This window comes from Nostoc sp. DSM 114159, assembly GCF_053470285.1.
The window spans coordinates 7811577-7827843 of the sequence record NZ_JBPFEH010000001.1; the positions used below are offsets into that span (position 1 = coordinate 7811577).

The following is a 16267-nucleotide window of genomic DNA, read 5'->3' on the forward strand; positions in this document are numbered from 1 at the left end:
TTTTTATGCCAATTTAACTTAATTATTAATATTATTCACAACTGAGCAATTACTGACTTGAGCGTAGAAGCCATAGCCTCTATGCTATAGTGTTCCACACATCTTTCTCTTGCCTCGATCCCTTTCTGGTTTGCTGACTCTAAATTCTGAAAAATCAATTGAATTTGTTCAGCAATTTGCTCAGGACAACCAGGCTCGACTAAATAACCAGTATCACCTAAAAGTTGAGGAATATCTCCAACACGCGTTGATAATACAGGTTTAGCCATTGCCATCCCATCTGTCAACTTCAAGGGAAATTGAGCGCGAGTTTCTGGAGTATCTCGCTGGGGAACAACTACAATGTGAGCAGCTGCTACCAAGTCAGGCATAACGTCGGCTGGATACTTGGGTAATTTGATAATCCAACGTCCCCACTTTTGTTGAAGTTGTTTATCATAATCATCATAAGGACTACCACCTACAATTACTAGTCTCAAGTCTGATTGATTAAGTTTATCGAGCGCGATGAGAACATCTTCTAAACCTTTATAAGGTCTTGGCGCACCGGGAAACATTAAAATCCGATATTCAGATAAACCATAACGATCCCTACTGGATTCAGGATCGTATTGAGTGGGATCGAATAAGGAAATATCTTTACCATTCGGAACAAATGTACCACCAAAACGCTGCTGCAAAAATTTAGTATGCACTGTCACAGCGTCAGCGTGACTTACCAAACCTTCCATCCATTTCACATATAAAGTATGATGAGGATTTTTGAGTGCGCCTTGTGGTTTCAATAAGTCCCTAGCTAATTCTTTGGGTGTAGGATGATAATGCCAGTTATCACCGCCATGCCAACTGAGTTCCCAATCATCTATGTCTAAAATTAATGGCTTTCTAGTGAATATTTTCCTTAATAGTCCAACTCCAAAACTTGCTATTTGGGGTTTGATAGCATAAATTATATCGCCATTGATTTTTGGTAAAAATTTTTGGATTTCTCCAAAAAACTCTGGAAAGTCTTTGCCTGGTAAGTTATAAACGTTGAATTCTGATGGTAATTTTAAATAGAAGTTATTTCCAAATAAAAACCCCATAATTTCAACTTCGTATCCTAACTGATTGAGAGCTTTTCCTATCAAGTATGCACGCAGAATCGCTGCACTTGATAAATCTGAAACCAACAAGGATATTTTAGAAAATTTTCTCACTATTTTTATACTTTTTTATTTAATTTTTCCAGTATTTGTCAGATATTGCTAAATCTGCAAAGATTAATTTAATTTGTTTTGTAGGAATCGGAGCAACTAAAGAAATTAGTTGTCAATCCATCAAGATACAAAATTTTTCTGAGGAATTTTTAATATTTCATGATAAAGTTCCAACATCTCTGAGGCAACAGTATCCATTGTACGTACTGGCTGAATACCTTGACGTAATTTAGCTAGTAAATCGCCGTCTTTGGCTAAAGTTGCGATCGCTTCTGCCCATGCTTGGACATCTTTGGCTGGAACTAACCAACCATCAATGCCGTGACGGACTAACTCAGCAATCCCTCCTAAATTTGAGCCTAGTACGGGAACGCCCATAGCTTGGGCTTCTAAAGCAACTATGGGGCCAGTTTCTAACCACTGCGACGGTATTGCTAGTATATCGAAACCTGCTAATGCCTCTGGTACTGCTTCGCGTGAAAGTGGTTCCGCAATCCGAATTCGGCGATCGCGAGATGCGATCGCCATAACTTTTTCACGATTGGTAGCACCGTATTTTCCCGGATGAGTAGCATGAAGAATTAACTCTACGGGTACATCATTCGGTAGACTATGTACTGCTTCTACTAAAACTTGTACCCCTTTAGTTTCTTGCCAGCGACCCAAAAAGCCGATTTTTAATGTGGAGTTTTGTGGTTTGTTTGGTGTTACTTCACGTTTAAAAGTGTTAGCAACACCTTGCCGAGAGACAGTAAGTTTTTCGGGAGGAACGTTGTTTGCAACAAAAGCATTGTATTGCCAATTACTCGTTACAACAATGCGATCGGCTAGTTTTGCTAGTTGCATCAAATTGCGTCTATGTTGAGACACAAGAGTAGGAATACCAAAAGTTTTACCAAGCAGGCGTAGCTTGAAATTTTTAGAGGTAAGTAATTTTGTTTCTGCTGCGATGCCAACATCCAAGGGAACTTGACTAAAAGCCTTGAGCATCCAAGGTGGTGCTTGCTTTGCTACGCCCAAACATTGACTACAATTAACAGAGTCAATCACCCCATTGCAAGGTTCTTCACCCCAGCGCATCATCGTACCACGCAGACATATAGGCTCAGGTATGTGGACAGTGACTACAGTAGCCATCCCTAACTGGCGGGCGAGAGCAAGATGATGTAAGCCGCAGTCAAATCGCCATGAATGTTGATGGTAGACATCGGCTCGATTGTTTTCTAACCAATTAGCAAAATTTTTAAAGCCGCCGTGGGGTAGCTGCTTGTGTACCTCTATCTTGCTGGGGTTGGGAAAAACAGGATAACGATAAACACAGATGCCATTGTATTCGTAGGTATCTTCTTCTGTACCTTGTTTAGGAGCAGCAACAATACTTTCTAGTCCATGTACTTGTAAGCCATGCAGTAGTGAATCTAAGTATACTTCAGCACCGGCTGATGTATCAGGAAAATACCAGCTAGTTGTATGGATTAGCTTCATTTATGAACCTGCAAAGAAAAAATTGGAAAGCTCATCTTTTTTTACCATGATTGATTGCTATAGTTGTCGTTATTAACATCTATCTCTTATAAAGAATCCAAAGTGAATCTATAAGATTCCGTATTAATAATTAGTATGTACAAATAAAAAAAATTGATAGCTGATTTTGTGTTTTTGAGTAAAAAAGACAATTTAGGACAAAAAGAACAGAATAAATCTAACTTAGCTTTTACACTTCCTCCCAGAGAAATTTTACTGATATGGTCAGATCGTAATTTATAGTTACTTAGTGTATTTTAAGTATTATTACGGGTGTATACTATCATAGTATTCATGAGCTTTCTCAACCTTTTCTCACTGAGATATTTAAGATTGCTGATAAATTCCAAAGTATTTACTTCAAAGGGAGATATTAAGTAATGCAAGTAATCAGGCTTGAGGCACTCTCGGATAACTACATATTTTTGCTGGTGGATCGCCAGAAACAAATTGCTGCGGTTGTCGATCCCGCAGAGGCTGAACCAGTGCTAAAGCAACTTGCACAGTTAAAAGCTGAGTTGGTAGCGATTTTCAACACACACCACCACAATGACCATGTAGGTGGCAATCAGCAATTAATACAACACTTCCCGCAAGTAACAGTCTACGGTGGCGTCGAAGATCGCGGGCGAATTCCGGGACAGCAGGTATTTTTGCAACAAGGCGATCGCGTCCAGTTTGCAGATCGCACAGCTGAAGTTATTTTTGTTCCCGGACATACCCGCGCTCACATCGCTTACTACTTTCCCCCCGAAAAATCTGGTGAGACAGGCGATTTATTTTGCGGCGATACCTTATTTTCTGGCGGTTGCGGTCGCTTGTTTGAAGGAACACCAACCCAAATGGTAGACTCTTTAAGCAAACTGCGCTCTTTACCAGATGATACGCGTATCTGGTGTGCCCACGAATACACTTTAGGAAATTTGCAATTTGCCCTAACTGTGGATGGCGACAATGCCGACTTGCAAAAACGCTTCAATGAAGTGAAAACTTACCGTAGTCGAGGAGAAGCTACCATACCCTCGCTGCTGGGAATGGAGAAGCGAACCAATCCCTTTTTACGTTGGGATCAACCATCATTACAATCAACCGTTAAAGGTAGTGATGGAGTGCAAACCTTTGCGCGGATAAGGGAAATGAAAAATAACTTTTAGATATTGGGCATTGGGCATTGGGCATTGGGCATTGGGCATTGGGAATGGGCTAATAATCAATAGTTTTTCTTCCCCTGCCCCCTGCTCCCTGCCCCCTGCTCCCTGCCTTCTGCTCCCCTGCTCCCCTGCTCCTCTGCTCCCCAACCCCCATTCCTCCAACTTTCTAGCGCTAATAGTTGCGATCGCACCCTTCCTTTCGCTAGGATCTGTAAGCTTTAGGGTATGGGCAAAGCTACTTGGGACAATATACTCATTTCAGGAGTTCTAAGTTCTGAAAAAACACTCGTTATTTAGGACTGTTTACTCAGCACTGGCTCAAGGCCCTGCTACAGCTAACAGCACTGTTTTAGTGAGCTATGCTGCTCAAACCCACCCAAATTAATCATATTTTACCGGAAAAACGAAAAACGATGGCGAAACGCGTGCAGTTAGTTTTAAATCAGGATATCAGCAAGCTGGGAAAATCTGGCGACTTAGTGGAAGTAGCTCCTGGCTACGCTCGTAACTATCTGATTCCCCAGAAATTGGCAACCAATGCCACTCCTGGTATTCTCAAGCAAGTAGAACGCCGTCGCGAGCAAGAGCGTCAACGGCAATTAGAACTCAGACAACAAGCTCTTGAACAAAAAGAATCTTTAGAAAAAATTGGCAGCTTGACAATTGCTAAACAAGTTGGTGAAAACGAAGCAATTTTCGGTACTATCACCACCCAAGATGTTGTAGATGCAATTAAGGCAGCCACCGGTCAAGAAATCGATCGGCGTGGAATTACCATCCCCGATATTAACCACCTTGGTACTTATCAAGCCGAAATCAAGCTGCATTCGGAAGTAGCGGCGCAAGTCGATATTCAAGTAGTAGCTAGTTAATCTCAAAAGAGGGACAAAGGGATAAGGGGGATGAGAGGGCAGGGGAGGCAGAGGAGCAGGGGAGCAGGGGAGACATGGGAGACAAGGGAGGCAAGGGAGACAGGGGGACAAGGAGATAAACAAAACCTTAACTCTTAACTCTTAACTCCTAACTCTTGTACAGACGCGATTAATCGCGTCTCTAATCCTACACAGACGCGATTAATCGCGTCTCTAGCAAAATCTCAAAACTAAAATCGTTTATGGCTGAAGAATTGAGTTTTCAAGGCGATGTTAGCGATGCCTACGGTGGTCAACTACGCCTTCCACCACAAAATATTGAGGCGGAAGAAGCGATTTTGGGGGGTATTTTGCTAGATCCAGAAGCGATTAGTCGAGTTAGCGATCGCCTCCTTCCCGAAGCTTTTTACATTAGCGCCCATAAAGATATTTATCAAGCAGCTGTGAGGCTCCACACCCAAGGTAAACCCACAGATTTGCTCTCAGTCACAAGTTGGCTGACTGACCATGATTTGCTTACTCGCATAGGCGGCAGAAATAAACTTGCAACTCTGGTAGACCGTACAGTTTCAGCAGTTAACATCGATGCCCTCGCAGGGTTAGTCATGGAAAAATATCTGCGGCGACAGTTAATTAAAGCTGGCAATGAAATTGTACATCTTGGTTATGAAACAGAAACCGAGTTACCAACTGTTTTAGATCAGGCAGAACAGAAAGTATTCGGCGTTACTCAAGAACGTCCCCAATCGGGTTTAGTTCACATTTCTGATACTCTAATTAATAATTTCCAGGATATTGAAGATAGAAATCAAGGCATTGCTTTACCTGGGATTCCCTGCGGATTTTACGATTTAGATGCCATGACCAGTGGCTTTCAGCGCTCTGATTTGATTATTGTCGCGGGTCGCCCATCAATGGGGAAATGCTTGCATGAAAATGCGGAAATACTTTTGAGTGACGGGAGTATCTCAACTATTAAAGAAATATACCATCGTCGGCAAGCTGAGTTAATAACTTTAGGAAATGATTGGAAGTTTCATCTAACTCAAGCTTCAGCCTTTGTTAATGACGGCATTAAACCAGTTTTTAGTGTTACTACTCGCTTAGGACGATATATTGAAAGTACTATCACCCATCCTTATTTAACCCTCAATGGATGGCGACAACTTTCAGAATTAAGAGTAGGGGATAAAATTGCTGTAGCTCGTAAACTTAATGTATTTGGTACAGAAACTATCCGCGAGTGTGAAGTTAAATTATTGGCATATTTCATAGGTGATGGGTGCTTAACAGACTCAACACCAGAATTTACTAATATTAACTCTTGCATCCAAAATGATTTCACATACGCTGTTACCAGCTTTTCACCCAAGTTGAAAGTTAGGATAGAAATTAGGAGTGAACGCACCCCAATACTCTATGCAACTATGTCTCAAGGGCAAAAGAATCCTTTAACAACATGGTTGGAAAACATAGGGCTATGGGGCAAAAAAGCTGATGCCAAAATCATTCCGCAAGTTATTTTTAAATTGGAGCGATCGCAAGTTTCCTTATTCCTCAATCGTTTGTTTGCAACCGATGGATGGGCTACATTACTTACAAGCGGTCAATCGCAGTTAGGCTACTGTACTGTCAGCGAAAAATTAGCTAGACAAATACAACATTTGTTATTGCGATTTGGAATTATTGCCAGTCTAAAAAAACGCTCTGTGAAATATAAAGACACTCGCAGACCAGCTTGGCAATTAGATATTACTGATGCCCAGAGCATCAAAAATTTTATCTCAGAAATTGGTATTTTTGGCAAAGAAGAGGCATTAACTAAGGTCGCAGATGCAATAGCTAAAAAGAGATATCAAACAAATCGTGACCTCATTCCAATAGAAATTTGGGAACAGATAACAACAGCTAAAGGTAATGAACCTTGGACTCTTTTAGCTCAACGTGCCGGAATTCAAGGGTATTCAAATATCCATGTTGGTAAACGTGCTTTAACACGAGAAAGGCTTTGGATATTAGCAAGTACTTTAGAAAATTTGCCACTTCAACAGTTAGCAGCGAGTGATGTGTACTGGGATGAAATAGTTTCCATTGAATCGATGGGATGCAAACAAGTTTATGACTTAACAATCCCAGAAACACACAATTTTGTTGCTAATGATATCTGTGTACACAATACAGCATTTTGCTTAAACCTTGCTCATAATATCGCCGCTTCTTATAAATTACCAGTTGCTTTTTTCAGCTTGGAAATGTCTAAAGAGCAACTTACGCAACGTTTATTAGCTAGTGAAGCGCAAATTGAAAGTAGTTATCTGCGAACTGGTCGCCTGAGTCAAACACAGTGGGAACCTTTAAGCCGTGCTATTGGTATCCTTTCTGAGATGCCAATTTATATTGACGACACGCCGAATATTACAGTTACACAAATGCGTAGTCAATCAAGAAGACTGCAAGCAGAAGTTGGCACAGAATTAGGATTAATTGTAATAGATTACCTGCAATTGATGGAAGGAGCAGGTGATAATCGCGTACAAGAATTATCAAAAATTACGCGACAACTCAAAGGTTTAGCGCGGGAATTATCTGTACCAGTAATTGCTTTATCTCAGTTGAGTCGAGGGGTGGAAGCGCGTACTAACAAGCGTCCAATGTTATCTGATTTGAGAGAAAGTGGAAGTATTGAACAAGATGCGGATTTAGTAATCATGTTGTATCGCGATGAATATTACTCTCCAGATACTCCCGATCGCGGCATTGCAGAAGTAATTATAGCTAAACATCGCAACGGGCCTACAGGTACTGCGAAACTTTTGTTTAATCCACAATTTACCAAGTTTCAAAATTTAAAAATTTAGCTATTGAATTGGGGACTGGGAACTGGGGAGTAGAAGATTAAAAGTTAAATTCTTTACTTATCCCAATGCCCAATGCCCTACTTTCTACTTAACTCCCAGCAATTCCACTTCAAAAATCAGAGTTGCATTGGGTGGAATCACGCCACCAGCACCACGAGCGCCATAACCTAACTCAGAGGGGATGATTAACCGACGTTTACCGCCTACTTTCATAGTGCTAAGTCCTTCATCCCAACCTTTGATTACCTGTCCAGCACCAATTTTAAAGCTGAAGGGTTGGCCGCGATCGCGCGAACTATCAAACTGAGTACCATCTTCTAGAGTGCCGACATAGTGAACTTCAACCGTTTGTCCAGGTTTAGGAGTCGCCCCAGTCCCCTCTTTTAACTCCACATACTTTAATCCAGAGGGAGTGGTTACGGCATTAGCATCAGACATAGTATTACTCGCAATTAAGATATTGTTTTCAGTTACAGTTGTGGCAGCTGGCGGCGTTTGGGTTAACTCGGCAGCAATGGCAGTATTTTGTTTACTGCTTATTTGCCCCACAACCAAAAGCACAACACACACCAGCATGAACGCCACGCTGAGGAAAATTGGTTTCAAAATCAGTTCTCCTTACTTAGGTATCCTGGCTAAAAGATTACCAATAGGACACAATTAGTTTAAATCACAAAGGACATTCTAACGCCAAAGCTTATTTTCTAAATCGCGTAATTGACGCTCTAAACGGTCAATTCTACCCCTCAGCTCGTCCACTTCTGACTGGCGAGCCACCCCCAAATCCTGCATCATATTTCGCATTTGCCGTTGCATTTGGACATCGAAGTTTCCCTGCTCCGACTTTAACTGCTGGGCAATATCATCTATTACCGCCTTGGCTTGTTCGGGATTGAGCTTACCGTCTTTGACTAAATCATCGCTGACTTGCCGCAATTTTTCTGCGACTATAGACGTTGTGCCAAGACCGACCATCATTAGCTGTTGCAACCAGTTGTTGTTGTCCATACTCCCTTCCTCTTACTTATTAACCAACCGACCCTTGCTGCTGAGTGTAGGCAATCAAGCTTCTTAAAGCGTAGTTATTCTAGCCTACAGCTCTATTTTGGCAAATTGGCAAGCACAAAGATCAAAGGAGGTGATTATATAACTCCTCAAGTTTAAGATTGCTCAAATTTACCTATTTTTGCGATGTTAGAGGAGATTTACCTATAAATTACAATACTCACACTCATCGCAAAGAGTGAGTGTGAGTATTTCATGGGAAAATTTTATTTAGACAATGCTGAATATCTGAGATTGAAAGTTAAACTTGTGTACGCCATTTCTGAAAAGCGATCTCGTCATCCTCTGATTTACTCTGATAAACACTCCACCAATGAAAAAATAATCCTAACCCCCATCCTAATACTGGGAAAATAGCCCAAAAATAACTAGGACTAGTGATTAAATTTAAAAGAATGAGGAATAAATTCACCGCTAGGAAAGAAACAAAGTGTGTCCAAAAGGCTCTGCGTCGGAAAGTATTAAATGTGTGTCGCGAACGTTCCTCTTCTTGTTGAGCCAACCACTTTTGTTCTGTTGCTGCCAAAATATTAGAAGAAATACCTAACTCAGATGCCATTTCTAAAAGCTGTTCTCGTGAAAATTCACCTTCCTGTTTACGAGTGAGTGCTTTTTGCAGGATTTGTTCTACATCTTTGGAATCGTAAGTCATTTTAATTACCTTATAAGTTTGTGTGTAAATGCGCCTTTGATTTCACGAAATTATCGATTGGCTTCGTTCAATTCAATTAGCAAATGCATCCACATTTTGCACCCAATACTTAGTGATATTCACAACACTATTATTTTCTCACAATTGATTTAGGGCTACTGTATTTGTCAATACCTCTATAATTGCTTTGTGAAAGCAAGCTGTTATGGGATTAAGCCAAACTATTGTCATTATGGAGTAAAGTAGGCTGGTAGCTCGATTCCAGGTAAAGAGCCAACTACATGTTACTGCCTTAATGAGTAAAAATCGCTGAAATCACTCTTTTGAATTTCCGAAAATATTAAGTTTAATGGAGGATTTAAAATATCAGCAGAGGTGTACGCTACCTAGTAGTCTGTCCCATTAGTTACGAGGGGTGAATAAGTTCGTAGTAAGGACTTTAGTCCTAGATTTTTAAGCACGCTTTGTGCTTACTACAAACCCATAATATTTAATGGGACAGACCACTGTGGGAATGCGTCAATAGAGGATTCAATCAATGGGATATGTAATTGCTACTGCCAATATGAAAGGTGGTGTTGGTAAAACCACCCTCACCGTCAACTTAGCTACCTGTTTAGCTAAAAATCATGGCAAGCGGGTGCTGGTTCTTGATTTAGACAGCCAAATTAGTGCCACACTCAGTTTGATGTCGCCTTTAGATTTTGCCAAGCTTCGTAAACAAAGTAAGACATTTAGGTATCTGATAGACGAAGTTATCAATCCAGACCCCCAAGCAAAATTTAAAATTCAGGATATAATTCAATCCCAGGTTTGTAATCTTCCCGGACTAGATTTATTGCCGGGAGACATTGATTTATATGATGAATTTGTTGTTTCAGAAATGCTGCATCAGCAAGCAACTGCTTTGGGCGAACAGGACTTTGAAACGATTTGGAATCGCTTTGAAAGGGTCTTAATTAATAATATCTTAAAACCAGTACATCAAGAATATGATTTTATTCTTCTCGATTGTGCCCCTGGCTATAATCTCTTGACTCGTAGTGCTTTAGCTGCCAGTGATTTCTACATACTTCCTGCAAAACCAGAACCATTATCTGTAGTGGGTATTCAACTCTTAGAAAGACGGATTGCCCAATTAAAAGATAGTCACGGACATGAAACCAAGATAGATATAAAAATGTTGGGAATTGTATTTAGTATGTCCAGTGCTAACCTGCTCACTGGCAGATACTATAAACAAGTAATGCATCGCGTTGTCGAAGATTTTGGTGTCGAAAAAATTTGTAAGGTACAAATACCTGTTGATGTCAATGTTGCCAAGGCTGTTGATAGTTTTATGCCAGCTGTTTTAATTGCTCCCCAATCAGCAGGTTCAAAAGCTTTCTTGCAATTAACCCAGGAGTTGTTGCAAAAGCTATAGCTCTAGTTAATTATTGATGAACAACACGATTTCCGATTGATTAAATTAGAGATATCAATGTAAAGACGTAGCATTACTACGTCTTTACAAGGGTTTCAGGCAATGAATAATTTATTTTTGGAGATGTCTATGTCTATTAAGTAGGTCACAAATCTGAACCTTTCAATTTTTATAACAATCTAAAGAAAGAGAATTTATACTTACTCAGTGAGAAACAAGCTATATGGAATAAATCTCAAATAACCAATTTAAAATTCTCTATTCAAGAAAACTCTTTAGGCATGAGGTTAATCTAAAATCCAAAATCCCCAATTGAGTAACAAATAAGTTATCCTTTCTGAAAGTTCAGCAGTTATACGGAAGCTATAATTGGTGAGATTCAGCTATTGAGTGAAAAGGTCAGTAAATCTCACTAAGAAACAATGGTTAGTAACGATTCTGCACAGGCGGGGAACAATCAGCACTTGCTAATGCGCCTACCACGGACTCTAAGTTATCTCGAAACCTGGGGCTTTGGGTTAACTGGTCATGTTGGATGGATTGGTACTGCCCCTATTATTCATGCAGCGTTAGGGCCGAAAGCTATCTTAGTTTGGTTTTTTGGCACGATTATCTCCTTTTTGCTTAACTTGCAGGTACAAAGTCTAGGTAGGCATTGGTCAGATATTGCCGGAGGAACACCAAACTATACCACAAGACTATTAAAGAAGTTTCCTGGCTTAGGCCGTTACGTAGCATTAGGATACTTTTTTAGCTGGGCAGCAGCACCTGCACTGTATGCAATTATTCTCACCAACCTAATTAAAGTCAATTTTGAAACATTAGGTATTTCTTGTCCAGAAACTTTGTTAAAAGTTTTATTTACAGCGATTCCATTTATTTTAGCGTTCAGTGGCACCCGTGCTTTGGCGCTTCTACATTTATTTTTTGTATTCCCAGCGATTTTATTACTGTTATTGTTTTGTGTTCAAGGCGTATTATGGTTAGCCTTCTCATCTGCTAATTTTAATTTTCTCTCAACTAGCACGCATAGCCTGAGCTTTCAAGAATGGGCAAAATGGTTTTTTCTAGCTAGCTATTCAATTTATGCTTGTGAAACCACTTCTTCTTTTGTTGCTGATAGCCGCCACCCATATAAAACTTTAAAGTTTTTAACTGTAGCTGCTTGGTTAATTCCTCCGGTGTTTCTAGGTGGTTCTTGGGTATTAATGTGTACTGCTCCAAATTCAACAATAGGTGAGGATGCATTCTTAAATCTGGTAGCGGCTTCTAAGCCTTTTTGGGGTGAATCTGCGCCCTTTCTAGTAACACTTTTGATTACTATATCTTGCCTTCTAAGTTCTGCTACAGCAGTTTCTAACTCTCCTCGGATATTATACCAGCTTGCCTTAGACAGACAGCTTTCTCCTATATTTGCATTAGTTTCCCGTCAAGGTGTCCTTGTTCCTGCTATTTTAGTTACCTTTCTACTCAGTTTGCTGTGTCTAAATTTGGGAAATATATCTCAACTTGTCACAGTAGCAGGCACTTGTTATCTCATGTCTATTATGGGTCTACATCTGGGGTTATGGATGTGTCGTGGCAAACCACACGTGTTATGGCCTTGGTGGTCACTTGGTTTTTTCTTGGTCGAAGCGATAGTTCTAATAGTGGGAGGTTTAGCTTGGAACTGGAGAGATTTCTTAGTGGGATTATTATTACCCATTATTTTGACAATTGGAGATTTAGTTCTAAGGCGGTTAAGATTTGCGCCATTACACCCAAATTGGTGGACACAGCGTTACGATACTAAGCCTAGTAGAAATAATCCAGATTTTGTAGTATTACAAGTGATTGTTTTAGTATCATTGATTTGTATTACTGCCACAATCAGTTGGATTATTCGCGATTTTTTAGATAGATTTTCTAATCATCCTCAAAATTCATTTCTAGCGATTTTATTAGTGACGCTTTCTTTTACAGGGGTTGCGATCGCTTGTTGGACAACCTTACCACAAATCATTGCTATTGATGAAGCACGCAAACAAGCAAGAAACCTATTTATCACTACTCTCGATACTGTTCCAGATACTGTTTTAGTATTAGATGAAGAGGGGACAATTTCTCAGACAAATGCTGCTGCTGAAGAATTATTTCAAACAAGTATTCAGCAGTTACTTGGGCAAAACTTGAATCAACTTCTAATATGCTATCGTGGCAAACCAGAGCAATGGTCTACTAGAAGTGAGCAAAGCTTGAAAATTAACCAAGGTTTGCGAATTGTTGAATCAACGATTTCCCAGCCATTTAATTCTCTGCTACGTGAGTATATTGTTATTGTCCGTGACATCACTAAGCGGAAGCTAGCAGAAGAAGAATTAGTCCAGTATCGTTATCAACTTGAGCAGTTGGTGCTAGAACGCACCATTGAACTTATTAGGGTTAATCAACAACTTCAACAAGACATTGTTAAACGTCAAGAAGCACAAGAACAATTACTGCACAATAGTCTTCATGATGGGCTAACTGGATTACCTAATCAACGGTTATTTATGGAGCGGGTGCAGCAAGCAATAGAACAGTCTAAACAGCAAAGTAATTATTTATTTGCCGTACTCTTCTTAGACCTAGATCGCTTTAAAGTTGTTAATGACAGCCTTGGACATCTACTAGGAAATCAACTTTTGATTGCAATTTCTCATCGGCTCAAGTCAGTTCTACGAGGCGAAGACATAGTAGCTCGTTTCGGCGGAGATGAGTTCACAATCTTAATTGAGGAAATCGAGGATATCAATACAGCGATACAAGTCGCCGAGCGAATTAAAAAGGTGCTAGCTTTGCCATTTCAATTAAATGAGCATCGGGTATTTACTAATGTTAGTATTGGCATTGCTTTGAGCAGAGCAGATTATGAGCAAGCAGCGCAGATTTTACGCGATGCCGATGTGGCAATGTATTGTGCCAAATCGCTTGGTAAGGCACGTTATGAGGTTTTTGATCCAAAGATGCACGAGGGTGCAGCTTTACTCTTAGAGTTAGAAACTGCTCTGCGAAATGCGCTGCTCAAGCAAGAAGAATTTCGCCTTAATTACCAGCCAATTGTTTCACTGACAACTGGCAAAATTATTGGATTTGAGGCGCTAATACGTTGGTATCATCCAGAACGAGGACTTATTTCCCCTCAAGATTTTATTCCCTTGGCTGAGGAAACTGGAATGATTGTGAGTATCGGGCAATGGGTGCTTTATGAAGCCTGTCACCAAATGCACAAATGGCATAAACAATTTCCTACTTCACAATCTTTGACGATGAGCGTAAATTTTTCTGGTAAACAAATCACACAACCTGATGTGTTTAAACAAGTTAAACATATTTTGCAGCAAACTGGACTGGAGCCATGCTATTTAAAATTAGAAATTACTGAAAGCTTGTTGATGGATAATTTTGAATTAGCAACCACTGTGCTTTCTCAATTAACAGCACTGAATGTTGAAATGCACATGGATGATTTTGGAACTGGCTATTCATCCTTGAGTTATCTACATCGCCTACCAATCAAAACCATTAAGATTGACCGCTCTTTTGTCAGCAGTATAGGTAGTCGAGGAGAAAATTTAGAAATTATTCGAGCGATTGTGACATTAGCCCATAATTTAAATATGTCTGTAACAGCAGAAGGCATAGAAACTGTAGACCAATTAGCACAATTGAAGGCTTGAGAATGTGATTATGGGCAAGGGTATTTTTTCTTACCACCTATGGAACGGGCAGAAGTAGAAATACTCCTTGCTGCTAATTTGTGCGGAAAAAACTTTTTAAAAAGATGAAATCTTGAGAGCAAATTCTTTTTAGAAAACTATCTTCTCAAACTGGGCGTTCAATTTCACTTGACAATCTATTTTTAGTGTAGCGCTGATTGTCGTTGGAAATTCTCTATTTGATCGACTAACCCTTCTTCTAACAAAAGTTCGTTAACAAAAGTATCTATTTTGTGCCGATCGATATTTTGCATGACTATAATGTGTACCCAATTTTCATAAATCGCTAGCTGCCACTTTTTAATTAATTTTTGAGAAGGTTTTTGAAACACTACGGTGTTGGAAAATTTATTGAGCATACATGGATATTCTCTGATTTTAAGTTGTTGGAAAAGATATTGAGCATTATCTATACAAGTTTTTGCTTCTTTGGCTAATCCATCATAACCTCTTGTTTTCATTGCATACCAGAGAATCAGAGGTGTATGACCGTTCCTAGAACCTAGAATGGTTGTATCTGATGAACCAATATATTCAATTGCTGTTTCAACTTTTTCTACCCATTTTTTCTTGGTTAAAACTACACCGCAAGGCAAGGGCGAACCAATGAATTTAGCAGAAATAGCTATACTATCTATGGGTTTTTGAAAGTTAACTTGGGGAGCGCCATCTAAAAAGGGTAATATTAATCCTGAAAGGGCAGCATCACAATGAATGTAGTAATCTTTAATTTGATTGCGCTCTAAAATTTCGAGAACTTTGTCTAAGTTATCAATTGCGCCTTTGACAGTAGTCCCAATATTCAAATTTATGAGCGCTGGATAATTGCGATTTTCTTTAATAAGTTGTTCAAAATGCTCATAATTCATCTCTCCATTAATTTGTGAGTTAACAACATTGTGTTGAATGCGTAATAATTTTGCCGCTTTTGGTATGGAGTAATGAGAGTCTTGTGATGAGTAAAGAATGCCATTAGGATAGATTTCTCTTGCTAAGAACATTCCATAGAAATTACCTTCAGTTCCGCCAGCAGTAACATAACCCCAAAACTGATTTTCTGGAATTTTATAAAGTTGGGCAAAAAAAGATAATACTTCTTGCTCAAACTTACGAGAATGGAGACCAAAATCTGGTTCAATATATGGATCTCCAGCATTATTTAATAGAAAATTGAAAAATTTGCCGATCGCACTGTAATCACAACTTAAATTATATGGATAGCCTGCATGAAGCTGCGATCGCTGTTCTATTTGCACCAGAAAATCAGCCAATTCCTTAGCAACTTTATTTGACATATCTCTCTATCTCTTAAATTTTGATTGAGTTATTGGATGTTTTAAACGAAATTACACGTATTAATCCATACCTTTATGTTTTTTTAAGAATGACTCCATTTAGCTCTTTAATAGAAGATAATACAGTGAAAATACGTATAAATATTCAGTAATAATACCCAATTGGTTTTTGCCAAAGTACATTATACTTAGACTTCTGCATAATACGAAATAACCAGAATGCGTATTACATAAAATATTTTTTTAGTCGCTGACTGCAACCTGATTTAATCACATATTTAACTTTGTGCCAGTTGCGTAATTTCTAGGAATGACTAGGCTATACAACAAAGTCCGCTTATGCGGACTTCATCATGCTAAAAAGAGATTTCCAGAAATTAAATATCGGTTATACACAACCCTAATAGAGACTTAGCACTGCTCGTCTCTATATTCTTGCAGCTTCCAGTAAATGAGGTACAAAATGCAGGACTAATGCATCAAACATCAAG

At 39.4% G+C, this 16267-nt stretch carries 11 protein-coding genes; 5 read left to right on the forward strand and 6 right to left on the reverse strand.

Translation table 11 applies throughout. The annotated features are described in order from the left end of the window. Positions 1-35: 35 nt before the first annotated feature. Positions 36-1199, reverse strand: coding sequence for a glycosyltransferase family 4 protein (locus ACR5KR_RS32900; RefSeq protein WP_448269505.1), 1164 nt, complete (start codon positions 1197-1199; stop codon positions 36-38). A 120-nt stretch (positions 1200-1319) separates the two neighbouring features. Beyond that, the gene (locus ACR5KR_RS32905; RefSeq protein WP_448269507.1) at positions 1320-2684 is read right to left on the reverse strand and encodes a glycosyltransferase; all 1365 of its coding nucleotides are present in this window, start codon (positions 2682-2684) and stop codon (positions 1320-1322) included. Between the two features lie 419 nt (positions 2685-3103). Here ACR5KR_RS32905 and gloB point away from each other — a divergent pair, with 419 nt between their 5' ends. The 3 genes from gloB to dnaB all read left to right on the forward strand — a co-directional run bounded on the left by gloB (position 3104) and on the right by dnaB (position 7604). Then, the gene (gene gloB / locus ACR5KR_RS32910; protein WP_448269509.1) at positions 3104-3877 is read left to right on the forward strand and encodes a hydroxyacylglutathione hydrolase; all 774 of its coding nucleotides are present in this window, start codon (positions 3104-3106) and stop codon (positions 3875-3877) included. Between the two features lie 410 nt (positions 3878-4287). Beyond that, positions 4288-4746, forward strand: coding sequence for a 50S ribosomal protein L9 (gene rplI, locus ACR5KR_RS32915; protein WP_322694429.1), 459 nt, complete (start codon positions 4288-4290; stop codon positions 4744-4746). 242 nt (positions 4747-4988) lie between these two features. Then, positions 4989-7604: a replicative DNA helicase gene (dnaB, locus tag ACR5KR_RS32920; RefSeq protein ID WP_448269510.1), complete on the forward strand. Its 2616-nt coding sequence runs from the start codon at positions 4989-4991 to the stop codon at positions 7602-7604. An 84-nt stretch (positions 7605-7688) separates the two neighbouring features. Here dnaB and ACR5KR_RS32925 read toward each other — a convergent pair whose 3' ends face one another. From ACR5KR_RS32925 to ACR5KR_RS32935, 3 genes are all read right to left on the reverse strand, one after another. After that, on the reverse strand, positions 7689-8210 hold the full coding sequence (locus ACR5KR_RS32925; protein WP_445629374.1) for an FKBP-type peptidyl-prolyl cis-trans isomerase: 522 nt from the start codon (positions 8208-8210) through the stop codon (positions 7689-7691). A gap of 78 nt (positions 8211-8288) precedes the next feature. Continuing rightward, positions 8289-8612, reverse strand: a complete 324-nt coding sequence (locus tag ACR5KR_RS32930) for a phasin family protein (protein ID WP_094352173.1) — start codon at positions 8610-8612, stop codon at positions 8289-8291. A gap of 298 nt (positions 8613-8910) precedes the next feature. After that, positions 8911-9321, reverse strand: coding sequence for a 2TM domain-containing protein (locus tag ACR5KR_RS32935; protein WP_445629375.1), 411 nt, complete (start codon positions 9319-9321; stop codon positions 8911-8913). Between the two features lie 538 nt (positions 9322-9859). On the opposite strand from ACR5KR_RS32935, the gene ACR5KR_RS32940 reads away from it, so the two are divergent. After that, positions 9860-10744, forward strand: a complete 885-nt coding sequence (locus ACR5KR_RS32940) for a ParA family protein (RefSeq protein ID WP_448269513.1) — start codon at positions 9860-9862, stop codon at positions 10742-10744. 422 nt (positions 10745-11166) lie between these two features. Beyond that, positions 11167-14442, forward strand: a complete 3276-nt coding sequence (locus ACR5KR_RS32945; RefSeq protein WP_448269515.1) for an amino acid permease — start codon at positions 11167-11169, stop codon at positions 14440-14442. Positions 14443-14624: 182 nt separating this feature from the next. On the opposite strand, the gene ACR5KR_RS32950 is transcribed toward ACR5KR_RS32945, so the two are convergent. Beyond that, the gene (locus tag ACR5KR_RS32950; RefSeq protein WP_448269516.1) at positions 14625-15776 is read right to left on the reverse strand and encodes a histidine decarboxylase; all 1152 of its coding nucleotides are present in this window, start codon (positions 15774-15776) and stop codon (positions 14625-14627) included. Positions 15777-16267: the final 491 nt, after the last annotated feature.